A 26,222-nucleotide genomic window follows, 5' to 3' on the forward strand; every position below is an offset into this window, starting at 1 on the left:
TACATACAAAAAAGAGATGTGAATAAAAATCACATCTCTTTATCTTATGCTTATAAATTTTCCTTCTTTAAAAATTTTTCTCACATATTTTTCAAAGTCTTTTTTGCTAAAGTCTAAGACTCTTTCACATTTTATGCACTTGAGCCTTATTCCTACATCCACTGAAATGATTTTAAATTCATCACTTCCACATGGATGAGACTTTTTCATCTTAACAATGTCATCTAGCCTATACTCAAGCATTAGTAATCAAAGACCTCGCCTTCAATTTTCTTGTCTTCGATAAGTTTATTGACTCTATCAAGGTCGTCTTTGCTAAAAACTATCGACAAGCCGCAAGATAAGCTAACGTGTCTTGGTGTTGGTATCATCTTGTACTCTATAGCTTCACTCTTAAAAACTCCTTCTGCAAGTATTGCGTGGTGAGTCGAGTTAAAGCTTAAAACGTATTTTTTCATTATGATAAAACTATATTTCTATCTGCTTTTTCTAATGTTTCGTAAATAGTATACATATTAGAAATTTCGCCAACTGCTAATTTTTCTTTTAAGCCGTAGAAGTCAAGACAAGTTCCGCAAGAGATAATCTTAACGCCATTGTCTGCCATGCTCTTAATATCGTCAAGTACTTCGCTTCCTTCACAAGTTAATTTAACTCCACCATTGAAAAATACAATAGTTTTTGGTAGTGGAGCTGTTTGTGAAACTGTGTATAAAAAGCTCTTGATTAGTATAGCACCAAGTTTTTCATCGCCGTGACCCATAACGTTTGTGCCTACTCCTATAACAAATGTTTCGTCATCAGATTTTAGTTCAACTGCATGATCTTTGTTGATAGTTACCTTGTAATCTTCGCCAACTGCTTCAACTGTAGCCTTTAAGCCCATGGACTCAGCTAATCTTGATAAGTTTTCAGTAGCAACTTTATTATCAACAAGTGTGCAAACTACTCCTGTTTCCATTGCGTCCAATTCTTTCTTTGTTAATATAACTGGTTTTGGACATTCTAATTTTCTTGCATCTATTTCCTTCATAAATACCGCCTCCTAATTATAATTTATACTTAAAATTCTCTTATGTCAAGATATATTCATCTATTATAAATAAATCTAATAGTTTATCTTATTTTCATTGAATAAATTGTTATATTTTCGTCAGACACTATTGCGATAAAGTCACCACTCATATAAATATTTCTGATGTCTTCTTGCATGTCCTTCATATAGTATTTGCCCTTGAACGGAATATAAATTTCTCTTTCTGAATAAACGATATAATCATTATTATGCTTAAGTAGGCTTCTTACATTTTGATTAAATGTGTGTTCTTCCAAAACTTCTGCCTTATTATTAAGCGTCATAAGCTTGTCATCACAAAGAAGATAAACTTTTCCTTCATCTATGGCAATGTCTTTAAGAGTGTTATACTCTTTTTTAAAAACTATGGATGACTCTTGCATATAGTAAAGTCCCTTGTTTGTTGCGACTATCTTCATATCTTTAAGATTGCCGATAAAGGCAATGACTTCGTCGTTAAATTTATAATAAAGTTTATTCTCGCCTTTTCTGTTAATTTCTTTGTACAAAGATGCTTTGATATCGCTCGAATAAGGGTCAAATGACGCTATCTGCATAGTTTTAAAATCTTTATCAACATTGTATGTCAAGATTGGGTTCAATGCCTTATATCTAAAGCGTTCAGTAAACTCATCGTCGTAAGTACGAAGCGTTTCATTGAAATTATCGCTTAGCCAAGCTGTGAATCTGCCATCCTTTTCATCGATAAAAGAAATAGCTTCATCAAAATTAAAGCTTTTCACATCTTTTAGGTCATCATAGCTCAAAATATTGACAACACCATTAGGGGCGTCAGTTGAATAAATGTACTTGTCCTTAAAAAGTACGTTTGCAGTTTTAGCCTCAAAGTCTCTTCTCATAACGTCTTCGTCGCTTAGTCCTGTCATAACAAGTGTACCATCTTTATGATAATAAATATGACCATTTCTGAAACAAACTCTCATATCAGAGGTTAAATTTCTTGAATACACTTTATCAAGACTAAGTGTCTTCTCGCGATTGAAATTGAGCTTCATCATTAGATCCACAATTTTTTGAGGAAAGGCAAATGTCGCCGCAAGCACTAAAATTAAAACTATGGCAATGCTTATGAGTATTCTTTTGTAAATATTCATTTCCTTAAACATTTTAATAATAATCCACTTCTCCCATCTTGCCGTATGAAGCTAAATCATAAGGCGCAAAAACGCCTCTATCTGTAACAACTGCCGAAACAAGTTCAGGAGGAGTCACATCGAAGGCTGGATAATATCCCTTAACGCCCTTCATTACATGGCTCTTGCCCATAAAGGATGTCGCTTCATGAGGATCTCTTTTTTCTATACTTATATCGTCAATCGATTTGCCTAAATCAGGTATGCCTGTTACAAAATATGGTATACCCATGTATTTTGCGCAAATTGCTAGCTGCAAAGTGCCAACTTTATTCACAACATAGCCTTCTTTTGTAATGCTATCGGCTGCCGAAGTAAATAAACTTATATTTTTTTCTTTCATCGTCCACGCGCCCATATTGTCAGTGATGACTGTAACGTCCTCGCCTTGACTTCTTAGTACTGAAGCTGTTAGTCTAGCTCCTTGTAAGAATGGTCTTGTCTCTGGACAATAAACTTTTATCTTTTTACCAAGCTCTTTTGCCCTAAGCATCATGTAGCCGACTATGGTCTCGCCAAAGCATTGCGTCATGATGGCGCCTTCGTCTGGCATTAGCTTTGCTAAATTTTTTGCCACCTCGTTTATGGCTGAGTATCTTCTCTCTAAGGACTCAAGTGCTCCTTTAAATATTTCTTCGTAAGGAACTAAACCTTTTTCAATCGCATCCTTGGCAATGTCATAGGCCCTTTCAGTTACTTGCATCATTCTAAATGATGTTGTTTCTCTAGCATTGGCAAGAGCAAGCTTTGCTTCGTTCATGTGCTTAATAAATTTACCTTCAGTAAAATCTTTTGCTTCATAAGCAGCAAGTACCATGCCCATAAAAGCAGCAGTATACGGTCCAGCGCTTTGAGTCACCATATTTTTGATGGCGTCTCTCACTTCTTTGTAATTAGAGCAAATTTCGTAGCGCGTTTCAATTGGATATATTCTTCTATCAAGTATCTTGACCTTGCCGTCTTCAAACCAAGCAACGTTCTCATACTTAAGCATGAAACCAAGGTCTTTGTCCATCCTATTATTTTTGTCCATAGGACTTCATCCTCTCAATTACTGCATCTATATCGCTTTTCTTTAATACATGAACATCGTCTTCAAAGCGTACTATGTGATACATCTTTGCGATATATTCAATGGTTCTTGCATTAGAGTAAGCTTCTTTCAAATCACTACCAAGCGCTAAAACGCCGTGATTAGCAAGTAAACAGCCCTTTCTATCTTTAAGTGCACAAAGAGCCTTCTCAGCTAAATCTTGTGTGCCAAAAACAGCATATTCAGCGCATTTTATATCTTCTCCGCCAAGATCAGCCATGATGTAGTGAAGTGCTTCAAGTGGTCTTCTAAGTGTGCTATAGCTAGTTGCATATATCGAGTGCGTATGAACTATGCTCTTAATATCAGGTCTGTTTTTATAAACAAGCGCGTGTAAAAATGATTCTGTTGATGGCTTATTCTTGCCCTCTAAAATATTTAGATCTAGATCCATAACTACAAGATCATCGAAATTCATATTGTCATAAGCAATTCCCGATGGTGTGATAACCATCGCCTTTTCATCCGGGTCATATATACTTAAATTGCCTGCTGTACCGACTGTTAACTCATCTTTAATCATTTTTTTAGCGTATTCTATAAGTAATTTTTTATCTTGTATAAACATCTAGTCACCTTCTATATTTTTAATATCTTCTTGATCATCGTCAGTGTATGATTCTTGTACATAGTTCCTATCAATCTTACCTGTGTCTTTAACTTCATCAGCGAATGTCAATATAACTTTACCAAGGTTTTCGCCTTCCTTAAGCTCAACCTTTAGTGATTGCTTAAGAATGAATCTATCGATGACAACGCCTTTGCCTTGCTCAGTTATAATTATTGCGCCTATCTTTGGCATTTTATCAACTAATTCATTGTATTGATCAGCCTCATAATTTAAACAGCACATAAGTCTTCCGCATAGACCAGATAATTTACTTCCGTTAAGAGTCAAGTCTTGGTTTTTAGCAAGATTTATGCTTATAGGTGAGAACTCACCTAAAAATGATGAGCAGCATGTTTTTCTGCCGCACTTACCAACTGATGGTATGCATTTGGCTTCATCTCTAACGCCAACTTGTCTAAGCTCAATACGCATTCTAAATATTCTTGCTAAATCCTTAACTAGCTCTCTGAAGTCAACTCTGCCCTCAGCCGTGAAGAAAAATATAACTTTATTCAAATCAAGAGTGAAGTCAATATCGAGTAAATTCATTCCAAGGCCATATTCTTCGTTCTTTTGAATAAATATCTCTCTTGCCTCTGCCTTTCTTATGTCGTTGTCCCTCTTTTGAGCGATGTCCTCTTCAGTAGCCTTTCTTATGATTGGCTTAAGAGGTATACCAAACTCGTCAAGGTCTATCTCCTTATTAGCGACGACAACATCACCTAGCTCAAGTCCTCTAACTGTCTCGACTACGACCTTGTCATCAGTAGTAAATTCTTGCTCCATCGGATCAAAATAAAATATTTTTCCTATGGGCTTAAATCTAACGCCTATTATTTTTTTATTCATATAATCACCTATCAAATTTTTCTATCATATTTAAAACTAAAGTCTCTAGGTGCAGCCTAAAATTACCGCTGTTACCTAAATATCTCTTAGTCTCTTCTATCATGTCAATGCTATCTACCAAATCATATAGCGCAAGCCCTTTAAGATTTTTAATCTCATCTTTATAGTCAAGATTAACTATCCTATCAGCACTCGAGGCTATATCCTTGATAAAAATTTCAAAGTATGTAAGTATTTTTTCAATATTTTCTTTATTTTCTTCAAAAAAATCAATTTCTTTAACGCTCTCATAACGCTTTTTCTTTAATACTTTAATGGCTGCATCTATGCTCATCTTTCTAAGAGTCATCTCTTTTTCATCTTCTATAAAAGATTTAAGCGCGCTTATATCACCCATGGATATGGATGCGTAAAGCTCTTTATTGTCTAGCTTTGGATAATTTTCATTGATATAATCCATAAGCTCATTTTTATTAAGAGGCATAACTCTAATCACTTTGCTTCTTGAGATGATGGTGTCAAGTATCATGTTAAGGCTCTTAGTAACTAAGATGACTACAACATAACTTGGTGCCTCTTCAAGTGTTTTTAAAAGAACGTTTTGGCTCTCGACTTGAATGTCTTCTGCTCCTAAGAGCATATAAACTTTTCGGTCTAGCTCAAAAGGTCTTATATAAACGTCTTTTGCTATGGACTGAGCATCCTCTTTCTTGATTTTTTCGCCCTTGCCAAACAAGGCAAAATCTGCCTTTTTATCTGGGATTTTAGAATTAAGAAGAAGCCCTGCAAATTCCATCGCAAGGCTTTCTAGATAATCACTGTCTTTGCCTTCAAAAATATAGGATGATACAATTTTTTTATTATTGATATCGTTATAAAGTATTTTTTTTACTTCATCATTCCCAAATATTTTCTCAAACACAAATTTTCTCCTATACTCTTAAAAATTCTTCTACGTTTAATACAAATAATGTTGCTCCACCAACTTTTACTTCAAGTGGATAAGGTACAAAAGTATCTCCAGGCATAGTAACAGTAAGTAAAGATGTAGTTATCTCTCTTGTTTTGCAATTATGATCAACAAGTTCCTTAACTTCATTTACTTTATCGTCTTCAACACCTATTAGTAATGTAGTGTTACCAGATTTTAAAAATCCGCCTGTTGAAGATAATCTTGTCACTCTATACTTTTTTTCTGTAAGTGAATCCATAAGTGCATTTACGTCTTGATCTTGAACAATTGCTACAATTAGTTTCATACTACCACTCCTTCATTAATTTTTTTACTTCATCTAAGGCTTCGTGAGCAAGGCTCTCTTTATCCTTAGTACCATCCAATTTGATTAGCTTCATGTGATTTTCTTCATAAAGCTTTAAGTAGGCTAGGTGAACCTTTTCTTGGAAGTCCTCTCCCAAAGACTCTATCCTGTCTAGTTCACCAAGCTTTTTAAGTCTTTCATAAGATTTTTTTGCATCCAAATCCATAAGTATAGTTAGGTCGGGTCTAAAGCCTTCTAAGAAAAAATCATTTATCTTCATAACCTCATCTACACCAAGTCCTCTCACTATGCCCTGATAAGCAAGTGATGACAATAAAAATCTATCTAGTATGACAGAAGTGCCTTTACGTACATTTGGCTTAATCACTTTGTCATATAGTTCAGATCTTGATGCTGCGAATAAAAGTGCCTCTGTATGATAATCCATATCCTTATTAGCTTTGTCAGCTAAGATATCTCTTATCTTCTCGCCAATATTAGTCGAGCCAGGCTCTCGCGCATTTATATAATCAAGGCCCATCTCATCGAAGTAGCCTGTGATTGCGTTTATAACAGTGCTCTTGCCGGTTCCGTCTTGTCCTTCAAGAGCTATTACTAGTCCCTTCATTAGTCAACTACAACCAATGAGTCTTGGTCTTCGCCAAGTAGGCCAACAATATTTAAGTCTGATTCCTTAAGGAATTGTATGTGATCAAGTATCTCTTCAGTAATCTCTTCGCCAGGAACAAGTAGAGGTACTCCAGGTGGATAAGGGATTATTGGTGATGTTACTATCTCTCCAAGTGAATCCTTTAAGCTAATTATCTTCTTTGATGAGTAATATGCATCCGCTGGTCTAATAATAATCTTTGGATCAGGCATATTAACTCTTATATGCTTAACCTCTTCATAAGAAAGATTCTTTGAAAGGTCTCTAATTGCTTCAAGAAGCTTTTCATAGTCTTCGTCTTCGTTCATAAGCGTTGCAAATATTAGAGCGTAGTAATAATCACTCATTTCAAGTCTAATATTGTGTCTTTCATAAAGCTCTTTTCTAAGTCTTGAGCCCTTAACGCCTTCAAGCTTGAATAATATTTTAGTATTGTCCTTTGATTTGATAGTTTTATCAAAGTCATCGCCTTCAAAAACTTCAACTCTGTCAATCTTTTTAAGCTCTTCGATAAATTCTAGACACTTAGTTACATTGTGATGAAGCTTTTCTCTGCCTTCACCGTCCATGTATGCACAAGCTGTTTCGTTTGATAGTGTAAATAGATACGATGGTGAAGTTGTTGTATATAGCTGGAATCTATCTCTAAGTTTATTTGTATCAATTCTTTCAGAACCAACATGAATCATAGATGTTTGTGTAAAACCAGTAAGTGTTTTATGAGTTGAGTGTATAACTATGTCCGCGCCGCATTCAAGAGCTGACTTAGGTAGTCTGTCATCAAATTTCATGTGAGGTCCGTGAGCCTCGTCAACCATAAGTATCTTGCCATAGTTATGACAAATTTCTGCTATCCTTTCAAGGTCTGAAGCGATTCCGTAGTAATTAGTGTGAGTTACTACAACAGCCTTTACCTCAGGATTGTCAAGGATTAAGTCTTCTATCTCATCTGGATCAACCCCAGTTAGAACATGATAGTCATCGTTATACTTTGGATATACATAAACAGGATTTAACCTATTTAGTATCAAAGCGTTATATACTGATTTATGGCAGTTTCTTTGAACAATGATGGTATCACCTGGCTTAGTTATAGTTGAGATAGCAATATATATGCTACCAGTAGAACCATTAACAGCGTAGTAAGTGCTCATAGCACCAAATACTTTAGCAGCTTCTTGCTGACTCTCAAGAATAACTCCTCTTGGCTCAAGCAAATTGTCCATGCCATAAGTTTCTGTCGTGTCAATAGCTGGGATGTAATCGCCCCAGTTAAATAGTGTGTTCTTTCCCTTATGTCCAGGCATGTGGAAAGAAACCGAATTTTCGTCTTTTAATTTTGATAATGCTTCAAAAACAGGTCTTTTCATTAAAAACTCCTTTACACTCTATATATTTCAGTTTTTTTGCGAATGGTTCTGTACCATGTGTATATCATAATTAATATCAATATTAAGCTAAGCACATAAAGAATGTTCTTTGCTCTAGCTATTCTTAAAATATTTGCAAGGCAATAGAATAATCCCGCTAAAAAGAATAAAAGCGATGCCCTCTGTATATTTACATTTCTTCTTCTGACAGCATTTTTAAAAACGCTTAAGAAAATTAATACATTAAGTATTAAAGCGATTATGGTTCTAAATACTTCCATAAAGGTACTGATTCTGTCTTGGAACCAGCCATTTTGCGGAAGCAGTGTTAGTATCATCAGTATCGCACTTAATAAATAAATTATGTTTGATGCATCTGGCATCCTTCTCTTTTTTAGTGTTCTTGCCGCTAGATAATAAAATATTATCAAAAGTATTGGTATCATAAGTGAACTTATAAATAAAGAGATGTTTGTAAGCCTTATAATCTTCTCATCATCCGATAAAAACAAAGCATAAGTCCTGATACCTAAGAAAAGGGTGACAAAGACCACATACGTCTTGGTAAATATGCTTTGCAGCTTAAAATCTTTGTCAGCATAATTATATTTATTTATAAAATTGTCCATAACAAATATTATTACTATATATAAAAATGTAAATATTGGTTCTAATATTTTTTGTAGCATTAAATCACCTCATATCAAGTGAGTTTTAATCACAAATTGGTAGCGGTTTTTCATTAAATCATAAGCCTTTTGAAGCTCTTCTTCATTCTCAAATAGACTAAAGACACTCGATCCTGAGCCGCTCATCATGGTTTTGAAACCGCCCAAAGCACTCATTTCATCAAAAAGCTTCTTAACAGCTATGTATTTAGCAAAAACAAAGTCTTGCATATTGTTTTTAACCCTTTTAAAATCATCTTTTTTTATAAGATCTTCAATAGCTTCACTACTTAAGTAGTCTCCATCAAAGGACATGCCTTCGTAAACATCTTTCGAGCTAATGTTTATGCCAGGATTAACTAAAAGTACATTATATTTTTTAAGTCCTTCTACTTCTTTAATTTTTTCGCCTCTACCTGTGCAAATGGCAGCCGACCTAGCAGTAAAAAAATTACAGTCGCTACCAAGCTTTAAAAGAATATCAAAATATTCTTCTTTTGTCAAGGATAAATCATAAAGCTCATCAAGCGCCCTAACTGTTTCATAAGCGTTTGAACTGCCACCAGCAAGACCAGCGCCCATAGGTATATTCTTCTTAAGCTCTATACTTAATCCTTTTATATCTCTTATCTCTTTTACTAAATCATAAGCTTTCTTCATGATATTATCCTTTATATCAATATTGCTATTGATAATAAAATCTTCTGCCTTAGCAAAAACTATCTCATCATAAAGATTAATTTTAGACATAAGAGTGATGATGTCATGAAAGCCATCGTCCCTTTTGGATATGACTTCAAGATGCAAATTAATTTTCGCATAAGATTTTGTTTTTAACATGACCTTACATACTCCTCCACTCTTACATTCATTATAACACATTTTAAATTCAATGTATAGTTTTATTTTTATTTAAAATATTGCTCATGATATTGACGCGAAATTAATCTTATAAAAAATATTTTAAGCGTCATAATAATTATAAAAATATATTTATAAAAATTTAATCATAATCCATAAAAGGCAAAAAAAGTCCTCACATCGCTGTGAGGATATTTTTTAGATTATTTTTACTACTACTGTCGATGTTAGTACATCTGAATAAGTATACGATATAACCTGATCGTTATTTTGTCCATCTTCTAGAGTAACTGTGAATAGATTTGGATATGCTGAAGTAATTACCCCCTGTGCCTCGACAAAGGTATTTCGACCAACATTTGTCGTTAGATGCACTTTTTTACCTAAAATACTCTCAACACTTCTTCTAATTCTCTTAATCTCGTTCATAAGATGAATCCCACCCTTCATATACTTCATAGATTTTATCTACATCTATATATAGTATAGCATAATTAATAAATTTTGTCAATCATTTATATATATTTATTTTATAATTGTACTAAAGTAATTACAGTAATTAGTTTTTGTTCATGCTCGTAAACTTGATTTTAACGTCCATTTCCTTGCCATTTCTATTAATCTTAAGAGTGGCTTCGTCACCAAGATTGTAGCCGAACATTATTGACTTAAGTGTATTAACATCTGTAACTTCTTTGTCATCTACCTTTAGTAGTATGTCGCCTGCCATGATGCCAGCTTTGTCAGCTGCAGTACCACTTGCAACGCTTAAGACGATAACGCCCTTATTTGTGTTTAATTTGACTCTTAAAGCTGCTTCATAATCTTTTGCATTATAGATAGAAACGCCTAGTTGAGCTGTTTGTGCCTTGCCTGTCTTTAAGATTGAATTCAAAACGCCTTTAATCATATTGATAGGTATACTAAAGCCAAGGCCTTCTGCGTTAGTAAGCTTAACTGTGTTAATGCCTATGACTTCGCCTTTTGAGTTTAGTAACGGTCCACCAGAGTTTCCTGGGTTGATGGATGCATCTGTTTGAATTAGATTATTTATAACTTGATTTTCTACTTTTATAGTTCTATCCTTACCAGAGATAACACCAGAAGTAACTGTTCTGTTAAAATCAAGACCTAGTGGGTTACCTATGGCGATAGCGATTTGACCGATTTGTACTTTGTCTGAATCACCAAGTTCAGCAACTGGAAGATTCTTTGCATTTATCTTAATTATGGCAAGATCCATGTCCTTATCCATCCAAACTATCTTTGCCTTATGTGTTGAGCCGTCATCAAGTAAAACGTTTATCTTGCCGCCTTTACTTTGCTTTTTATTATCTTTATTTTTGCTATTGTAATCATAAGCGTTGTCATTGTCATTGTTATTATTTTCTTCGTCATCATCATCTTCATCTATATCTTCATCGTCAGTTTTTCTTTGCTTATCGCCCTTTGATCCGCCACCGAAAGGAAATTCATTTCCAAATGGAAAATCATCAAAAGCGTTATTTTTTTCTTGAACTTCTGAGTTAACAACGTGAGCGTTTGTGATGATATATCCATCTGAATTAACTATAACGCCTGAGCCAGTGCCCTTTCCTAAAGCTTGTCTACCAAAAAAGTCTCTAGAAATAACCTGAGTAGTTATACCTACAACAGATGGTATAGCCTTCTTAGTAGCTGCTTCAACTATTTCAGTCGGTTGATCAATTGTAATCTTTTGTGTATCATTCTTCGCTTCGCTGTGCATATAGTTATATACATCATTTGCCTTGTTAAACATGTAAGCTCCACCAAAGCCTGTTAGCGTACCAAAGAAAATTGAAAATATTATTGACCAGATAAGAACACCTGTTCCATAACGCTTCTTTTCTTTTTTATTTACCTCGTTATAAGAAAATTTTGCTCTGCTTGCTTGAGGCCTATCATATTGATTTGCCCTCCTATAAGTTTTTCTTTCATAAGTAAAATCATCATCAGATGAAAAATCATTGTCATTATTATTATCATTGCTATTGCTATTGCTGTTGTCATTGCAATTGTCATCACAATTATCATTATTAGCAATAATTTCTTCATCGTCAATAATTTCATTGCCAAATTCATCAAATTTCATAATTTATTCCTCCTTTTGTTTTTCTGTCTTTATTATAAACGTCTTTTGTGATAGAATGGTGATAAGGATGTGAAAATTTTAAAAGAGGTGATTAAATGAAATTTATTTCGTGGAATGTTAATGGTATAAGAGCCGTCCTTAAAAAAACTTTAATGAGTTTTTGGATGACACTATGGCTGATATATACGCATTTCAAGAGACTAAAATATCAGAAGGAATACTTATGATGGAGCGTGAAGGCTATCACGAGTATTGGAACTACGCTGAAAAGAAAGGTTATTCAGGAACCATGATACTTACTAAGACTGAGCCAAAAAATGTGACTTATGGTCTTGGCATAGCTGAGCATGATACTGAAGGAAGAGTTATAACTCTTGAGTATGATGATTTTTTCTTTGTTAATGTTTATACGCCAAATGCTCAAAATGAGTTAAAAAGGATAAAATACAGACAAGAGTGGGAAGATGCTTTTAGAGAATATCTTAATGGTTTAAGAAAAACTAAGGGCGTTGTTGTTTGCGGCGACTTAAACGTGGCTCACAACGAAATTGACCTTAAGAATCCAAAAGAAAACAGAGGCAAGGCAGGTTTTTCTGACGAAGAGAGAGAAAAGTTTAATTTGCTACTTGATTCGGGTTTCATCGATACATTTAGATACTTCTACCCTGATCTTGAAGATAAATACTCATGGTGGTCATACAGAACAAGAGCAAGATCGAGAAACGCTGGCTGGAGAATTGATTACTTCTTAGTATCAAAAGAGCTTGAAAGCAATATCAAAGACGCAGCAATCCTTGATGATGTCATGGGTTCAGACCATTGTCCAGTCTCACTTGATATAGAATTTTAGCCTCGATTTGACAAAAGTGCTTTAATTTTGTTATAATAGCATATATTAAAAAAATGAAAGGAGAAGACTATGAGAAAATTAATTAATTTTATTTTATTCTTATTAATAGTATCAAGTCTTTCTTTCGCTAAAGATGCTAAAAATCACGTATATGAGATTGATAACAATGGAGTCATTAAGACGTATAAAACTTCATGCACTACAGTTAAAGAGCTTTTAGATGATCTAAAGATTAAAATTAATGATGATGACATCGTCATACCAGATTTAGAAACAGAGCTTAAAAGTGAAGGAAAGATTAGTATAATAAAGGTAGAGATTAAAGTCGTTGAAAAAGAAGTAGATGCACCTTTTAAAACTATTAAGAAGAAAAACAAAGAACTAAACCATAATCAAAGCAAAATTTTAGTTCAAGGAGTAAACGGCAAGAACAAAGTCAAATGCAAAGAGTATTATGCAGGTGACAAACTTATTAAAGAAGAAATAATTCACGTTGAGACAATAATCAAGCCAATCGACCAAGTTTTTGAAGAAGGCACAAAAGATGTTTTCACTAACGATAGAGGTGACTTTGTCGCAAGAAAATCTTTTAAAATGGTAGCAACCGCTTATGAAGCTGGCTTCCAATCAACTGGCAAGAGGCCTGGTGACAAAGGCTACGGCATAACTGCTTCAGGCGCAAGAGCTAAAAGAGGCACAGTTGCTGTTGATCCGCGTGTAATACCTCTAGGCACTAAGCTATATATCAAGAGCTTAACACCAGGTATTCCTGATTATGGCTTTGCAATCGCTCAAGATACTGGCGGCGCTATCAAGGGCATGAGAGTTGACCTTTTCATGGATACAGTTTGGGAGTGCATGCAATTTGGTAGAAGACCAGTAATGGTGTATATATTAAAATGATAAAAAAACTAATTAAGCTATTAATAAAAATATTTTTAGCTTTGGCAATAGTTTTGGAGCTCTTAGTTATTTTTAATAACAGCAAGAGACCTACTACTTCGCCTGAGTACATCATAGTACCAGGAGCAAGATGCAAGAACAATGAGCCGATGCTCGCACTAAAGTATAGGCTTGACGCAGCGTATGAGTACTATACTATAAATGGAGGCGCAAAGATAATCACTACAGGCGCTGAGAGTCAGGGCGAAAGCATAAGCGAGGCGATGATAGCAAAAAACTATCTTGTATCACTTGGAGTTGATGAAAGTGACGTCATCACCGAAGAGAACTCTAAAAATACTATAGAAAATCTTGAGTTTGCAAGCGACATAGCTGGCAAAGATAAAAATTATTTAATCGTGTCAAATGGCTTTCACATGTTTAGGCTCGATTTAATAAGTAAATACATCGGCATCAAGCACGAGCTGTACTCAGCCAAAACACCACAAGATATACTAGTCAAAAACTATTTACAAGAAGTCGCATCGATATTTTATTTAGCGTTTAAAATAGTGACAGGAAAAGTTTAATAAGATTATATTAGGCAGAACGATTTGGTTCTGCCTTTTTCATGCAAAAAATGGATAGAAAAGTAGATCCTATCCATTTATAAATCTCAAATATTATTACTTGTCAAAAATATTTAATTTATATAGCAATGCTCTTTGTAAAATACTTTTCGTCAATGTATTTATGGTCAATAGTAATAATTGTTTTTGATGATAAATATTTCATAATATCATCAAATATCTCATAGAATAGCGTCTCGTCAAGTCCTGTGCTTATCTCATCAAAGATATATAGCTCGCAGTCCTTGTATAAGGCCCTTGCTAGTAATACTCGCGTCTTCTCGCCGCCAGATAGAGTGCTACTATCAAAACCAATATTATTTAAGCCATATTTTTCAATAACTTCATTTAGTCTACATATCTTTATAATCTCATTGAGTTTGTCCTCGTCAACTTTAGATTTGAATGTGATATTATCAATGATTGACATGTTAAACAATTTGTTCTCCTGAAAAACTGCTGATAAAGATATCATTTGATTTTCTTTGCCATTGACATAAACATGACCAGAAGTCGGCTTATACATATTAGTAATTAGTTTTGCGATGGTCGACTTACCCGAACCAGTTCTGCCGTTAATCTTTAATTTATCATTTTTATTTATAATCAAATTAAAATTATTTAGAATCTGATTGTCGCCATATTTTAGTGAAACGTCCTTAAATTGAATTTCGTTAAAGTCTTCGATTAAATCAATATTTTCTCTATCTATGCTGTTGAAAGTCTCATCTATTCTTTTAACTGAGTTTTTAAAAGCGGATATTTCTTTTTGATTTTCTATGATATTAAATATTGGATCAGTGATCATCGATGCATATAATATGATGGCGATTAGCGCTCCGACAGAGAGACTGCCTTGGCTAACACGCATACCTCCAATAAAAATTAGAGTTGCCATAATCAGATTAAACAATAAACTTACAAGTGCTTGAGAAACATTTTTAATATTTACAATTTTTTTGTCAAGCTTAGTTAATTCATGATTCTCTTCGTGAAACTCACTTGTAAAAACTTTCTCTTTATTAAATAGTTTTATATCTCTAGCTCCAACAATAATGTCAAAAAATTTATTAATTACGTTAAGTCTTTGAATTTGGCTCTTTTCAGATGCCATCTCTGAACTGTGTAAAATCTTTTGAATCACCAGTGTCGATATGGCAGATATTATAATCATCGCAAATAGCATTATGTAATCATAATTTATAATTATGATTGAACCAATTATAAAGCTTGATATTGAAAAGCCTAAATCAAATATTAATGGTATTAGTTTATCATCAAGCGATTTTAAATCGTCGATAATTACATTAAAGACGTTACTGCGTCCAGCTTGCTCTAATTGTTCAATCTTTGTACTAAGAATACTTTCAACAATCTCATCTTTTATATCTCTATTCAAATTCAATTCAAATTTCGATCCGAAATTTACAAGAGCTATTTTAAACATATTGACTAAAATATAAACAAGCGAATAAAGTATTATGTATTTAATAAATTCGCTCTGATTTCCCAATGTTAAATAATCTATAACTTTTTGAATAAAAACCATAGGAAATATGCTCAAACTACCTACGATTATACCTGTAATAAATAGCAATAAGATTTTAGGAAAATTCTTTTTATATTTATCTCTTATCATAATTGCCTCCTATATATATTTCATTAACTATTTTTTTCGAAATATATTCTTGCTTGGTATATACATCTAAAACTTTGCCTCCTTTTATTCGAATTATATAGTCAAAATAGTCAATATTATCTGTACCAATATCATGTGATACTTCAATATAAATTTTACTATTATAATTAGAAATAATTTCATCACGAACAAGTTTTTTAGTATTAATATCAATAGCTGACAATCCTTCATCGACTAAAATAATATCTTTTTTAGCTAAGGCACAGGTCAAGATGTTTACTACTTGCTTTTCGCCACCGCTTAGTTCATTACAATTATTTGAATTTACTAACCTATTAACAATAGTCTTAGGTAATTTGTTCAAATAAGAACAAATGTCTTTTTCATCGTATGCATTAAAATGTGTAAGTTGTTCAAGAAAAGGTACTGAAAAAACATGTGAGTTTTGAGTGATATAAAAAACTTTCTCTGAAGCAAATTCAGATAAATTATTACTTATGCTTTCATTGTTTATATATATGTCCCCTCTATCGCGCTCAATTTGTCCAACAATGGTCTTTAGTAGTGTTGACTTGCCACTGCCGCTTTCACCTATTATTAGATATTTATTTCCTGATTTAAATTCAATATTTACCGGTCCTAAATAAAAATCATTTATTGCATATTCTAAATTTTCTAATTTCAAAGAAGATATTTCATTATATTTAGGCAGTATGCAGCTACATTCTTTTTCATTTTCTAAATACTCATTTCCTATTTCTTTTGCTTCTCTAACAATTTCCTTGCAAGAATTTATTGCATTTACATCATTTAAAATATATTTAATAGGATAAATAAAACTTTCAATATAAGCAAATGTTGCAACCCCTGCTCCAATGGTAATTTCACCACTAATAAGTAAATAGCCTACCATTATAAAAGCTGTAAGACTGACTAAATCCATAACAAAACCGTTAACAATATTAACAAAAGTTTTAAATTTGCCAAATGCTAATTTTTGATCTTCTGTTTCAGATAGTCTTTGATAATGATATTTTCTTATTCCACGTTTTGATGCTTCATCCAGTCCCATATGCCCCAAGTAGAAGTCATTTAAAATGTCTGTATAATTACCAAAACTATCTTGATAAAATTTTCTTTTTTCTGCTAATTTCTTAGCAGTTATTTTAGGGACTATTACACTTATAAGCGATGCTAAAATAATAGCAATGGCTATCCTATAGTCCACAAAAACAACTAAGGAAACTGTATATATAAGTAATTGAACAATAGATTTAATTATATCGACATATGTTGACAAGTATTCATCTTCTATGATTTCAACATTATTATTTGTTATGGTTAAATATTCACCAACGCTTTTTTCTTTAAACACATAATTAGGTCTTCCGAAAATTGACTTGAAAATAATGTCTTTCGTATACTTAACGAATTCCTTATCCCTCTTCCATTCATTGTATTGTGATATAAATTGAAATATAGCGCTACCTAATATTAACGCCAAATATGTAAATCCCAAGTTTATTAATAAATTTTTAGTGTTATTACCTATACTGTTAAACAATTCTTTTTGAACATATGGTATTAACGCTATACACATAGTATATAATAGTGAAAAAATAAGTTCTATTATAGTTGATGTTTTTATTTTTTCCAAAATTTTGATTTTAAATTTCATAATTGCCTCCTATTATATATAATGTTTTGCTTACTAATTCTCATTATAATAAATATATTATAACACATTTTTTTCAAAAACAATATTTTACTTATTTTTTAAATTTATTAAACGTCACTTAGCTTTATTTAGCGCATGCAAAAAAACTCTTGAGCCACGGCCCAAGAGTTTTTTCATATAATTAAATCTATTATCTTCTTCTTCCAAAAAACATATTAACTATCCAAATTAGTACAACTGCGCCGACAACGCCAACGATTACATCATTAACGAAGCCTCCCTTTGCCTCAAAGCGTGCGATTTTGGCAATCCATCTACCAATGCCGCCGCCTATAAGTCCAGCTAATATATTTTTAATCCAGCCCATTTGTTTATCAGTTTTCATTATTAATGAAGCAATCCATCCTGATAAAGCTCCTACTATAATTGAATACATAATATCTCCCCCTTTTTATACTATTACCCAAAACAAAAAAATATTAAAATAATATAAAAATTTTATTGCAACCCCCCCCATAAATGATATAATTAGTTAAAGGAGTGATATATATGAATCGAATTCTAAAAAAACATAGCTTTAAATATTTATTAACAATAATATTAAGTATAGCTACATCGTTTTTATTTTCTGTTTTTGCTATAAGGCTAGGTAAAGTTATTGACGTAGTTGTTAATAAGAATAGCTCACTTAAAGATAAAATTTTATCTTGTATTCTTATTATTTTTCTATGGTTTGTTCTTTCTAGTATCTTTAGTTATGTTAAAAGTAAATACGCATCTGATGTAATAAAAGATCTAAAAATGCATCTATACAACTCAATAGGAAAGAAGGAAATATCAGACTATATGAGTGTATCCAATGAGTATTATTTGAATAATCTAACTAAAAACATTGATTTTTATAATGATAACTACTTAGGACCAAAGTGCGATATTGTTTCAAACATTATAAGTGCAATTGTGAGTGTAGGTACTATATTTTTTATTAATTGGAAACTTGGTCTTTCTTTTGTAGCAGTTACTTTAGTAACAATTATTTTATCACAGCTACCTGGTGTAATTATGGCAAAGAAAACTGTTAAGTTTTCAGAAAGAAATGCAGATAATCTAAAGCTTATAAATAATAATTTATCAGGATTTGAGCAAATAAAGCTCCTTAATCTCTTTGATATTTTTCAAAATATCTTCAAGAAAAAAGATAATGATTTTGAAAACGTAAGACTAGAGTACATGTTTGCCTCTCGTTTTGCAAATACTTTGGGAATATTTTTCAGCTTCTTTGCTCAACTTGCCTGTATGTCTATAGGCATCTGGTTTGTATTGCGTGGAGATTTAACAGTAGGTCTCTTAATATCTTCTATAAACTTATTGAATGGAGTTTTTAGTCCAGTTCAAGAATTTGCTCAAAACAAAAATCTAATGGGTACAGTTAAAGATATCGTTAAAAACTTTGAAGATATAATGAGTACAGATAGCGAAGAAAGCCTTGACATAAAGCTAAATGATAATGTTAATAGCATAGCCATTAAAAACTTAAGCATGGATTTTAAAGATAAGCATATATTTGACAATTATAATGTTAATTTTGAATGTAATAAAAAGTATGCTATAGTTGGCGAGTCTGGTAGAGGTAAGTCAACATTAGTAAAACTAATAATGAAGTATTACTCATCCGATTCATACAGTGGTGAAGTTTTAATAAACGAAACAAACATTAATAAGATTGATACAAAAAGTCTATTCAATAAAATTGCTTATATTCAAAGAAATGATTTCTATGTGGATGGAACCATAAAAGATAATATTGAACTGTATAGAAACTTAAATATTCAACAAAACTTATATAATCAACTAAAATTTACTGAAGAATTTTTAAATAAAAACATTGAAGATGGAAGTAGAAATTTAGTTTCAACTGGTGAAAAGCAAAGGATAGATATACTTAGATTTCTAGTAAAAGATTATGATGTCCTTATTTTTGATGAACCAACATCAAACCTAGACAGAGAAACAAGTAAAACTATTTTTGATTTAATATTTAAAATAAGTAATAAGATAGTTATAGTTATAACACATACTAATTATGAGGAAACACTAAATAAATTTGACGAAGTTATTAGATTGTAAATCATCATATATTAGTAAAAAGTAAATGTAAGTACCCCCTTAATCCAAATATGGAGATAAGAGGGTATTTTAATGTAAAATTTAATTTACAAAATACTATATTTATGATAATATTTTCTTGAGGTGATTAAATGATTGACATAAGTAGAGCAAATAATTTAAGTAAAGAGGATAAATATAAGCTTGCGATCGAAATGATTAGGCGCCAATTTCAAGAGGAAACTAATTTTATAGCCAATCTTGCGAATACGGCTGCCATCATATATCACTTGATTGATGGCGTGTCTTGGTCTGGCTTTTACCTATATGACGGAACTAATCTAGTGCTTGGACCCTTTCAAGGCAAACCTGCTTGTAACAGGATAATGCTTGGCAAGGGTGTCTGCGGCACTGCTTACTCAAATAAAAAGACTATTGTCGTCGATGATGTTAATAGCTTTGCTGGCCATATTGCATGTGATTCTCTGAGCAAAAGTGAAATTGTCGTACCTATATATAATATGACTCGCGGCGTTGGCGTTTTGGACATCGACTCGTATGAATATAGTAATTTTGATGCTATTGACAAAGAGTATTTAGAAAAAATTGTTGACTATATTGTAAAGCATAGTGACACGTCACTTAGATAAAATTAATATTGAATTATCTTATTGGTATAGGCAATTTTATTATAATATTTTATATGTATTGATAAATTATTAGCTTTTTGTTACAATTGCTTTAGAAAGCTTAAATATGAAATGGAGGACATAGATGAGAGTACTACACGTCTTGACACAGCTTCCTGCTAAAACTGGTAGTGGTGTTTACTTTGCAAATTTAATATCTGCCTTTAAGGCGGCTGGCACTCAAAACGCTGCCATATACGGCGCTGAAGAAAAGCACAGAGACTTAATCGATGTAGATGCGGACGTGATAGAAGAAGTTTTATATGACACAGATGAAGTGCCTTTCCACATCTGCGGCATGAGCGACATCATGCCATATAGGTCGACTGTATACAGCGAGATGAGTGAAGATGAGATAGATACAATGCTAGAAGCCTTTCGCAAGAGACTTGTTAAAGTGAAAAATGAATTCAAGCCAGACTTAGTTATCTCTCACCACCTAATGTTTTTGACAGACCTAGTTCGTGAAATCTTTGACGATGTGAAAGTCGTTGGAATCAGTCACGGAACTGACATGAGACAAATTATGCAGCACGAAAGATTTTTAAATAGGCTTACTCATCTTAAAGACCTTGATCAAGTTTTGACCGTAACACCAGCTGAGCACGAGCAAATCGAAGAAATACTTGGCATAGCTAAAGAAAAAATTCACTTAGTTGGCGGCGCTTATAACGACAAAGTCTTCTACCCTAATAAAAATCATAAAAATGATGGCAAGATAAGACTCATGTTCGCTGGCAAAATCGTTGAATCAAAAGGCATTTTTGCCCTAGCAGCGACACTTCCATATTTAGAAAAAAATCATGACAATGTTGAGATGCACATCATAGGAAACGCATCAGATGAAGATAAAGAAAAGATGATGATGGAGGCAAATTACTCCAAAAATTTATATATAAGAGACGCTGAAAATCAATTGCTTATGGCAAAAGATTTAAGACGCTCAGATATATTCATCTTGCCGTCATACTTTGAAGCCCTTGGTTTAGTTGCGATAGAAGCACTTGCCTGCCACAAATTAGTAGTCGCTTCAGAGATAGACGGACTAAGACAATTGCTTGGTGAAAAACTTGTAAACAGCGGAATAATCGAATTTACAAAGCTTCCTCGTATACGTGACGTAGATAAGCCATATACAGAGGACATACATGCCTATGTCGAGAGACTTGCCGCAAATATAGAAAAGCAGATAGCTAGACTAGATGCTAATTTATTCACAGAAGAAATTTCAAGAGATTTGCATGAATATTCATGGGCAAATTTAGGAAAAAGAATTCTTGGGATAATTAAATAATAATTAAATAATTACTCACAGATAAAAACGCCTCATTATCGAGGCGTTAATTTTTTCTTATTTCAAAAAAACGCTAGTTTCTGAAATAATAAATATATTTTCCATTCCTTATTTCAAATAATCATCATTTTCTGAAATAAGAATCATTTTTTGCTTTCTTATTTCAAATCAAAACAAAAAAACAGAGTACGAAAATCATACTCTGCTATGTGTTTTAATAAAATTTCTTTATAAACTTTTTATATATAAATATTTTTATTTTTCTTTTATATTCCTTTGAAAAATTATTCTTCTAGTGCTTTTACTATGCCATCTAATTCATTCTCGATAAGTATATCTGCTTGACCAAGGTCTATGTACCTTGTGTTTTCTGGTTTCAAAGCAAGTGCCGCATAATCTTTCACGCCAAATTTCTCAGCTAGTGCCGCTGCCTTTGGCGCGCCGAAGATGTAGTGCTTCTTTTGGCACTCATCGCAGATGAAGTAAGCCATGTTCTCAACTAAGCCATATACCTTGATGTGCATTAAGCCAGCCATCTTAAAGGCTTTTTGAACTATCATATCAACAAGCTCTTGGCTAGATGTAACTATAACTAGTCCGTTTAATGGATACAATTGATATATACTTAGCTGTATATCTGATGTTCCTGGCGGCATATCAACTAAAAGATAATCAAGTTCGCCCCAGTTAACGTTTTGGTAGAATTGTCTTAGAACACCCATCAGCATAGGTCCTCTCCAAATAAGCGGATCTGTCTCGTGCTCCATAAGTAAGTTCATTGATACGACTTTTACTCCATTAGCCGCTTCAGCCGGCTCAATGTTCACGCCATCTTCAGAATAAATCATGCCATGAAGGCCATAGGATGCTGGTATCGACGGTCCTGTAAGGTCCGCGTCAAGTATACCAACCTTGTAGCCTTTTTTGGCTAAAGCGTTCGCAAGTAGCGTTGTTACATAGCTTTTGCCAACTCCGCCCTTTGCACTCACAACACCTATTACCTTATTTATCTTTGATTTATCATTCGCTTGTAATTTTTCAAATGCGCATTTATCTTTGCATGCCTTGCAATCACTATCACAGCTCATCTAATCCCTCCTATAGTCTATACGCTATAGATAAAAACGCTTTTACGCCGTTCTCTATAGCCTCGTCATTAAATTCATACGCCTCGTCGTGAATGTCCTTATGATCCTCTCCCACACCAAGTAGGAAGAATAATTCTCTCGCCTTGCGCCTATAGTAGCCGAAGTCCTCACTGCTTCTGATTATCTCTTTTCTCTCTTCAAATGGAAGTCCATCCATTGCTATAGCTTTTGTAAAAGAATCATAAAGCTCTTCGTCGTTCACGACCGATAGAAACTCATCCGTACTATTTAATTCTACCACAAAACCCTTCTCTTCTAAAGTGTTTTTATATTTATTTTCAAAAATATTTTTAAGTTTTGCTAGGTCATCGTCGTTATATGCTCTCAAGGTTAAATCTAGCTCTAAATTTGCTGGCGATACGCCAAAATTTTCTCCGCCAAGCTTTACACCAACAACGGTTATGAAGATGTTATCAGAAAATTTTTCTCCTTGAAGAGTAAAATCTTTGTAAGCGTCTTTTTTAATAAATGGCTCTATATCTTTAATAATTTCGCTGCAAGCATATATCGGATTTAGCGAATTTTCTGGTATGGACGCATGAGACTGCCTGCCAAGTATATTTAATTTTAAGCCGAATGACGATAAAAACAAGAGTCCCTTCTTTGTAGATATAGTTCCCGTCTTGATTCCAGCGTAATTATGAAGACCGTAAGCCTCAGTAATTTTGTATTTATCAAAAATCTCAAGAGCATCAAGCGCTCCGTAACCAGTCTCTTCAGCCGCTTGAAACAAAAAATAAACGTTCTTATCAAGCTTAGCCATATCCATTGAAAGTATAGTGCCAAGCATTATCGCCATGTGTCCATCGTGACCACAGCCGTGAAAGCGTGTCTTTTTGCTATTTACAATGCTATCCATATCACAGCGCAAAACTATTGACTTTTTGTCCTCGCCCTTAAAATATCTATAGAATAAATAAGATTTGTCCTCAAGAGGCTCAAGACCATTGACATCTTTTAAAGCATTTTTAATAAAAGCTCTAGTCTTATCCTCTTTAAAAGCCTCTTCGGGCATCTTGTGAAGCTCTTTTCTAAAACGAATAAACTTTTCTATATCCATTATCTATTTATAGACGCAGCCATAAGTTTAAATGTGTGTCTATCTCCTCTTAAAGTTCTTGAAAGTTCAAAAATATTCTCGCAAATGGCAAGGCCACCGTAACCAGAGTCGCCTATATGCTGAATGTCAGCGCCTAAAATTTTATTTCTAAGTGCAATGTCCCTAATGACTTCCTTTGGCGAACTTTCTTGCGAAGTGCCGATGGTAGTCATCACAAGAGCGCCGTTTTTGTGAGCAAGCTCGACTATAGCTCTTACGTATTCATCGAAAACACCTGGACATGTGCCAACAGCCGGTACAGAAAGTACATCAGCGCCGGCAATTAAAAAGCCTTCATAAACATCATGGTCAGCTATCTTTTCATCAACGCCCGATGAATGCATCTTGCCAGCAAAGATAAGTCCGTGGAAATATTTTTTCGCAAGTTTTATCGCCTCGTTAATACCTTCGTTGTCAACGCCAGTACCAGGGTTTCCAGTAAACATAACGAAGTCGAAGCCCATCTCATCAAGCTTTTTAATATTTTCTTCGCTCGCCTTTCTTCCCTCGCTAATATTTTTCTTTTCACTAAACATATTCTTGTCTTGAACTGGTTCTAGATTTAAACCGATAGGTCTCTTAACAAGATTTTTTAGCTTTTTAATGATGTCATCACCACTATAATCAAGGCCTTTAATCTTCTTTTCATTTACATCAAAGAAATTTAATAAAATTAGGTCAGCGCCAAAAGCCTTAGCAAGCTCAGACGATGTCACGCCATAAGTCGCAGGCTCTTGAACCACAACATTCTCAGACAAAACTATCCTCGCTTCACAAGACTTAATCGCTTGTTTCAATTCATCTTTATTTAAATTAATGATCTCGTCACCACTAAGATCAAAAAATCTCTTTAGCATATAATCACCTCTTATATATATGTACCCATTATGATAAAAAAATAGGTGAAGATTTATCTCCACCTACAGTAATATTATCTATATTGCAACTTTTCTTTCTAAATATATAGTCTCTACATTATTTAATTTATTCATAATGTCTTTATCATGTGTAATCATTATAATTATCTTGCCATTATCGTATAAATCAGATATAAGCCTTGAAATTGCTTCTTTATTCTCAAGGTCTAAGAAGTTTGTTGGCTCATCTATAATATACACACTCTTATCTGTTAATAGTGATAGATCAAATTGCGCCTTTTTCCTTTGTCCTGATGACATCTTAGATTTGTCCTCAAGCACGCCAAACTTTGATATCAAGTAATCTGCTGGTATATAAACTATGTCTGAGTATGAAAGGTCTTTTAATTCTTCATCATTAATATATATCTTGCCCTTATATCTCTTGTTATAATTAAGTATTGCCTCGACTATAGTTGTCTTGCCAGTACCATTGTCACCGCAGATAATATTGATATGTGACGCATCAAAGCAAGCGTTGACTTTTTCGTTCAAAATAGTATTATCTTTACTTAAACACTCAAAATCTTTTAGTTCAATAGTTTTTATCTTATCATCTTTATACTTAGCTGCTTCTATCTCTAAAAATTCAGCAAAATTATTGATGGCTGGTTTATCGCTTAAATATTCATTTCTTATATCAAATAGCTCTTGCACTGGTCCCCAAAACTGAGAAACATAGAGCTGTGAAGCAAAGAATGCACCTATACTTATACTGCCATTGAAAACAAAGTAGCCTGAAAGTATAGTCATCATAAGTATAACGCCATTTAAAATAAAATATATCATCCAATTTTCAACTAAGGATTGTAATTTGAATTTTTTAAACAAAGTGTTCTTATACTTTTCTAAATAATCTTTTATATTAAATAGCTGCTTCTTATCTAAAAGCCTTTCAGACTTGTTTATCTCGTACTTATCCAAGATGTAGCCGTTGATATTTTGTGTGTTTTGAATATTTTCTTCTGAGTAATCAGAAATTTTATCGCCAAGCTTGTATGAAACGTAAGCACCTACTGGCACACTTATAAGCATGACAAATGCAAGTGGTACCGATATAGTAAGCATTATCACAAAGATGAAGACCATCGTGATGAATTGAAAGACTACATTGACTGGCGTCTTGAATATGTATTTACTAACAGCATCGAGATTATGTGTGATCTCTTGATTGATCTTGTCACGACTAATATTATTAGTTTTGAGATTGTATCTTAAAAGATTATCATCAAGCTTTTCATATATATTAATGGTCGAGCGAGTACTTGCCTCTCCCTCAATGATGTCAAAAAAGTACATAACTCCTTGACCTGCCACAAACAAAATTATATTGTATATAGCGTATAAAATCATCTTATTAAAGTCCTTCGCAACTGATGCATCTATAAATATACCAGATAGATATGGACTTAAAAGAAAAGTTATTTTATATAGTATATATATGATGATGTAGCTAAAGAAATCTTTATTCGAAACATATTTTCTTAATTTCCACATAATTTATCACCCCCAAAGTTATATATATGATATCATGAGCTTAAATAAAGTGCAATACCTTTATTTATTCAA

General features: G+C 33.2%; 27 protein-coding genes and 1 pseudogene. 6 read left to right on the forward strand and 22 right to left on the reverse strand.

Annotated features, from left to right (window positions below; translation table 11 throughout):
• Window positions 1–39: 39 nt before the first annotated feature.
• From BN30_RS03080 to BN30_RS09555, 15 genes are all read right to left on the reverse strand, one after another.
• Window positions 40–243 (reverse strand): DUF951 family protein, encoded by a 204-nt coding sequence (locus BN30_RS03080; RefSeq protein ID WP_019214045.1) that lies wholly within the window; start codon window positions 241–243, stop codon window positions 40–42.
• The gene (locus BN30_RS03085; RefSeq protein WP_019214046.1) at window positions 243–458 is read right to left on the reverse strand and encodes a putative Se/S carrier protein; all 216 of its coding nucleotides are present in this window, start codon (window positions 456–458) and stop codon (window positions 243–245) included. The genes BN30_RS03080 and BN30_RS03085 overlap by 1 nt, the downstream gene beginning before the upstream one ends.
• Window positions 458–1,033, reverse strand: a complete 576-nt coding sequence (yedF, locus tag BN30_RS03090; RefSeq protein WP_019214047.1) for a sulfurtransferase-like selenium metabolism protein YedF — start codon at window positions 1,031–1,033, stop codon at window positions 458–460. Before yedF ends, BN30_RS03085 begins: the two co-directional genes overlap by 1 nt.
• Window positions 1,034–1,116: 83 nt before the next feature.
• Window positions 1,117–2,202, reverse strand: a complete 1,086-nt coding sequence (locus tag BN30_RS03095) for a hypothetical protein (protein ID WP_019214048.1) — start codon at window positions 2,200–2,202, stop codon at window positions 1,117–1,119.
• Between the two features lies 1 nt (window position 2,203).
• Window positions 2,204–3,262, reverse strand: a complete 1,059-nt coding sequence (locus BN30_RS03100) for an S-methyl-5-thioribose-1-phosphate isomerase (protein ID WP_019214049.1) — start codon at window positions 3,260–3,262, stop codon at window positions 2,204–2,206.
• Entirely contained in the window at window positions 3,249–3,890 is a 642-nt protein-coding gene (locus BN30_RS10145) for a class II aldolase/adducin family protein (protein ID WP_019214050.1), read from the reverse strand. The genes BN30_RS03100 and BN30_RS10145 overlap by 14 nt, the downstream gene beginning before the upstream one ends.
• On the reverse strand, window positions 3,891–4,781 hold the full coding sequence (locus tag BN30_RS10150) for a PSP1 domain-containing protein (RefSeq protein ID WP_019214051.1): 891 nt from the start codon (window positions 4,779–4,781) through the stop codon (window positions 3,891–3,893). It lies immediately after the preceding gene.
• 4 nt (window positions 4,782–4,785) lie between these two features.
• Entirely contained in the window at window positions 4,786–5,703 is a 918-nt protein-coding gene (locus BN30_RS03115; RefSeq protein ID WP_019214052.1) for a hypothetical protein, read from the reverse strand.
• 10 nt (window positions 5,704–5,713) lie between these two features.
• Window positions 5,714–6,040 (reverse strand): cyclic-di-AMP receptor, encoded by a 327-nt coding sequence (locus BN30_RS03120; RefSeq protein ID WP_019214053.1) that lies wholly within the window; start codon window positions 6,038–6,040, stop codon window positions 5,714–5,716.
• A gap of 1 nt (window position 6,041) precedes the next feature.
• Window positions 6,042–6,668 (reverse strand): dTMP kinase, encoded by a 627-nt coding sequence (gene tmk / locus BN30_RS03125; RefSeq protein ID WP_019214054.1) that lies wholly within the window; start codon window positions 6,666–6,668, stop codon window positions 6,042–6,044.
• A complete protein-coding gene (locus tag BN30_RS03130; protein ID WP_019214055.1) occupies window positions 6,668–8,080 on the reverse strand; it encodes an aminotransferase class I/II-fold pyridoxal phosphate-dependent enzyme in 1,413 nt (470 codons plus the stop codon). The genes tmk and BN30_RS03130 overlap by 1 nt, the downstream gene beginning before the upstream one ends.
• A gap of 11 nt (window positions 8,081–8,091) precedes the next feature.
• A complete protein-coding gene (locus tag BN30_RS03135) occupies window positions 8,092–8,769 on the reverse strand; it encodes a hypothetical protein (RefSeq protein ID WP_019214056.1) in 678 nt (225 codons plus the stop codon).
• 9 nt (window positions 8,770–8,778) lie between these two features.
• A complete protein-coding gene (gene ispE, locus BN30_RS03140; RefSeq protein WP_019214057.1) occupies window positions 8,779–9,588 on the reverse strand; it encodes a 4-(cytidine 5'-diphospho)-2-C-methyl-D-erythritol kinase in 810 nt (269 codons plus the stop codon).
• Window positions 9,589–9,807: 219 nt separating this feature from the next.
• Window positions 9,808–10,038, reverse strand: a complete 231-nt coding sequence (locus BN30_RS03145) for a Veg family protein (RefSeq protein WP_019214058.1) — start codon at window positions 10,036–10,038, stop codon at window positions 9,808–9,810.
• Between the two features lie 130 nt (window positions 10,039–10,168).
• Entirely contained in the window at window positions 10,169–11,722 is a 1,554-nt protein-coding gene (locus BN30_RS09555) for a S1C family serine protease (protein ID WP_019214059.1), read from the reverse strand.
• A gap of 95 nt (window positions 11,723–11,817) precedes the next feature.
• Here BN30_RS09555 and BN30_RS03155 point away from each other — a divergent pair.
• From BN30_RS03155 to BN30_RS03165, 3 genes and pseudogenes are all read left to right on the forward strand, one after another.
• Window positions 11,818–12,572: pseudogene (locus BN30_RS03155) on the forward strand (exodeoxyribonuclease III).
• 69 nt (window positions 12,573–12,641) lie between these two features.
• Window positions 12,642–13,475, forward strand: coding sequence for a 3D domain-containing protein (locus tag BN30_RS08850; protein ID WP_019214061.1), 834 nt, complete (start codon window positions 12,642–12,644; stop codon window positions 13,473–13,475).
• The gene (locus BN30_RS03165; RefSeq protein WP_019214062.1) at window positions 13,472–14,044 is read left to right on the forward strand and encodes a YdcF family protein; all 573 of its coding nucleotides are present in this window, start codon (window positions 13,472–13,474) and stop codon (window positions 14,042–14,044) included. The genes BN30_RS08850 and BN30_RS03165 overlap by 4 nt, the downstream gene beginning before the upstream one ends.
• Window positions 14,045–14,162: 118 nt before the next feature.
• On the opposite strand, the gene BN30_RS03170 is transcribed toward BN30_RS03165, so the two are convergent.
• The 3 genes from BN30_RS03170 to BN30_RS03180 form a co-directional block, all read right to left on the reverse strand.
• Entirely contained in the window at window positions 14,163–15,722 is a 1,560-nt protein-coding gene (locus BN30_RS03170; protein WP_019214063.1) for an ABC transporter transmembrane domain-containing protein, read from the reverse strand.
• Window positions 15,709–17,400 (reverse strand): ATP-binding cassette domain-containing protein, encoded by a 1,692-nt coding sequence (locus BN30_RS03175; protein WP_019214064.1) that lies wholly within the window; start codon window positions 17,398–17,400, stop codon window positions 15,709–15,711. The genes BN30_RS03170 and BN30_RS03175 overlap by 14 nt, the downstream gene beginning before the upstream one ends.
• Before the next feature lie 190 nt (window positions 17,401–17,590).
• Window positions 17,591–17,836, reverse strand: a complete 246-nt coding sequence (locus BN30_RS03180) for a GlsB/YeaQ/YmgE family stress response membrane protein (protein ID WP_019214065.1) — start codon at window positions 17,834–17,836, stop codon at window positions 17,591–17,593.
• A 113-nt stretch (window positions 17,837–17,949) separates the two neighbouring features.
• Here BN30_RS03180 and BN30_RS03185 point away from each other — a divergent pair, with 113 nt between their 5' ends.
• The 3 genes from BN30_RS03185 (at window position 17,950) to BN30_RS03195 (ending at window position 21,489) form a co-directional block, all read left to right on the forward strand.
• Window positions 17,950–19,527 (forward strand): ATP-binding cassette domain-containing protein, encoded by a 1,578-nt coding sequence (locus BN30_RS03185; RefSeq protein WP_019214066.1) that lies wholly within the window; start codon window positions 17,950–17,952, stop codon window positions 19,525–19,527.
• 131 nt (window positions 19,528–19,658) lie between these two features.
• Window positions 19,659–20,156, forward strand: a complete 498-nt coding sequence (locus BN30_RS03190) for a GAF domain-containing protein (protein WP_019214067.1) — start codon at window positions 19,659–19,661, stop codon at window positions 20,154–20,156.
• Between the two features lie 124 nt (window positions 20,157–20,280).
• The gene (locus BN30_RS03195) at window positions 20,281–21,489 is read left to right on the forward strand and encodes a glycosyltransferase family 4 protein (RefSeq protein ID WP_019214068.1); all 1,209 of its coding nucleotides are present in this window, start codon (window positions 20,281–20,283) and stop codon (window positions 21,487–21,489) included.
• A gap of 284 nt (window positions 21,490–21,773) precedes the next feature.
• On the opposite strand, the gene BN30_RS03200 is transcribed toward BN30_RS03195, so the two are convergent.
• From BN30_RS03200 to BN30_RS03215, 4 genes are all read right to left on the reverse strand, one after another.
• A complete protein-coding gene (locus tag BN30_RS03200; RefSeq protein WP_019214069.1) occupies window positions 21,774–22,577 on the reverse strand; it encodes an Mrp/NBP35 family ATP-binding protein in 804 nt (267 codons plus the stop codon).
• A gap of 10 nt (window positions 22,578–22,587) precedes the next feature.
• Window positions 22,588–23,697, reverse strand: coding sequence for a M20 metallopeptidase family protein (locus BN30_RS03205; RefSeq protein ID WP_084691353.1), 1,110 nt, complete (start codon window positions 23,695–23,697; stop codon window positions 22,588–22,590).
• The gene (locus tag BN30_RS03210; protein WP_019214071.1) at window positions 23,697–24,593 is read right to left on the reverse strand and encodes a DUF7916 family protein; all 897 of its coding nucleotides are present in this window, start codon (window positions 24,591–24,593) and stop codon (window positions 23,697–23,699) included. Before BN30_RS03210 ends, BN30_RS03205 begins: the two co-directional genes overlap by 1 nt.
• 78 nt (window positions 24,594–24,671) lie before the next feature.
• Window positions 24,672–26,150, reverse strand: a complete 1,479-nt coding sequence (locus tag BN30_RS03215; RefSeq protein WP_019214072.1) for an ABC transporter transmembrane domain-containing protein — start codon at window positions 26,148–26,150, stop codon at window positions 24,672–24,674.
• Window positions 26,151–26,222 lie beyond the last annotated feature (72 nt).

This window comes from Fenollaria massiliensis (assembly GCF_000312505.2).
Classification (GTDB): domain Bacteria; phylum Bacillota; class Clostridia; order Tissierellales; family Peptoniphilaceae; genus Fenollaria; species Fenollaria massiliensis.

Coding starts and splice junctions, on each gene's coding strand:
- BN30_RS09555 (WP_019214059.1), bottom strand. CDS start 11,722: ATGAAATTTGATGAATTTGGCAATGAAATTATTGACGATGAAGAAATT.
- BN30_RS03165 (WP_019214062.1), top strand. CDS start 13,472: ATGATAAAAAAACTAATTAAGCTATTAATAAAAATATTTTTAGCTTTG.
- BN30_RS03180 (WP_019214065.1), bottom strand. CDS start 17,836: ATGTATTCAATTATAGTAGGAGCTTTATCAGGATGGATTGCTTCATTA.
- BN30_RS03210 (WP_019214071.1), bottom strand. CDS start 24,593: ATGCTAAAGAGATTTTTTGATCTTAGTGGTGACGAGATCATTAATTTA.
- BN30_RS03145 (WP_019214058.1), bottom strand. CDS start 10,038: ATGAACGAGATTAAGAGAATTAGAAGAAGTGTTGAGAGTATTTTAGGT.
- BN30_RS10150 (WP_019214051.1), bottom strand. CDS start 4,781: ATGAATAAAAAAATAATAGGCGTTAGATTTAAGCCCATAGGAAAAATA.
- BN30_RS03215 (WP_019214072.1), bottom strand. CDS start 26,150: ATGTGGAAATTAAGAAAATATGTTTCGAATAAAGATTTCTTTAGCTAC.
- BN30_RS03200 (WP_019214069.1), bottom strand. CDS start 22,577: ATGAGCTGTGATAGTGATTGCAAGGCATGCAAAGATAAATGCGCATTT.
- BN30_RS03095 (WP_019214048.1), bottom strand. CDS start 2,202: ATGTTTAAGGAAATGAATATTTACAAAAGAATACTCATAAGCATTGCC.
- BN30_RS03195 (WP_019214068.1), top strand. CDS start 20,281: ATGAGAGTACTACACGTCTTGACACAGCTTCCTGCTAAAACTGGTAGT.
- BN30_RS08850 (WP_019214061.1), top strand. CDS start 12,642: ATGAGAAAATTAATTAATTTTATTTTATTCTTATTAATAGTATCAAGT.
- BN30_RS03205 (WP_084691353.1), bottom strand. CDS start 23,697: ATGGATATAGAAAAGTTTATTCGTTTTAGAAAAGAGCTTCACAAGATG.
- BN30_RS10145 (WP_019214050.1), bottom strand. CDS start 3,890: ATGTTTATACAAGATAAAAAATTACTTATAGAATACGCTAAAAAAATG.
- BN30_RS03100 (WP_019214049.1), bottom strand. CDS start 3,262: ATGGACAAAAATAATAGGATGGACAAAGACCTTGGTTTCATGCTTAAG.
- BN30_RS03190 (WP_019214067.1), top strand. CDS start 19,659: ATGATTGACATAAGTAGAGCAAATAATTTAAGTAAAGAGGATAAATAT.
- BN30_RS03170 (WP_019214063.1), bottom strand. CDS start 15,722: ATGATAAGAGATAAATATAAAAAGAATTTTCCTAAAATCTTATTGCTA.
- BN30_RS03185 (WP_019214066.1), top strand. CDS start 17,950: ATGAATCGAATTCTAAAAAAACATAGCTTTAAATATTTATTAACAATA.
- BN30_RS03175 (WP_019214064.1), bottom strand. CDS start 17,400: ATGAAATTTAAAATCAAAATTTTGGAAAAAATAAAAACATCAACTATA.
- BN30_RS03085 (WP_019214046.1), bottom strand. CDS start 458: ATGAAAAAATACGTTTTAAGCTTTAACTCGACTCACCACGCAATACTT.
- BN30_RS03120 (WP_019214053.1), bottom strand. CDS start 6,040: ATGAAACTAATTGTAGCAATTGTTCAAGATCAAGACGTAAATGCACTT.
- tmk (WP_019214054.1), bottom strand. CDS start 6,668: ATGAAGGGACTAGTAATAGCTCTTGAAGGACAAGACGGAACCGGCAAG.
- BN30_RS03080 (WP_019214045.1), bottom strand. CDS start 243: ATGCTTGAGTATAGGCTAGATGACATTGTTAAGATGAAAAAGTCTCAT.
- BN30_RS03130 (WP_019214055.1), bottom strand. CDS start 8,080: ATGAAAAGACCTGTTTTTGAAGCATTATCAAAATTAAAAGACGAAAAT.
- ispE (WP_019214057.1), bottom strand. CDS start 9,588: ATGTTAAAAACAAAATCTTATGCGAAAATTAATTTGCATCTTGAAGTC.
- yedF (WP_019214047.1), bottom strand. CDS start 1,033: ATGAAGGAAATAGATGCAAGAAAATTAGAATGTCCAAAACCAGTTATA.
- BN30_RS03135 (WP_019214056.1), bottom strand. CDS start 8,769: ATGCTACAAAAAATATTAGAACCAATATTTACATTTTTATATATAGTA.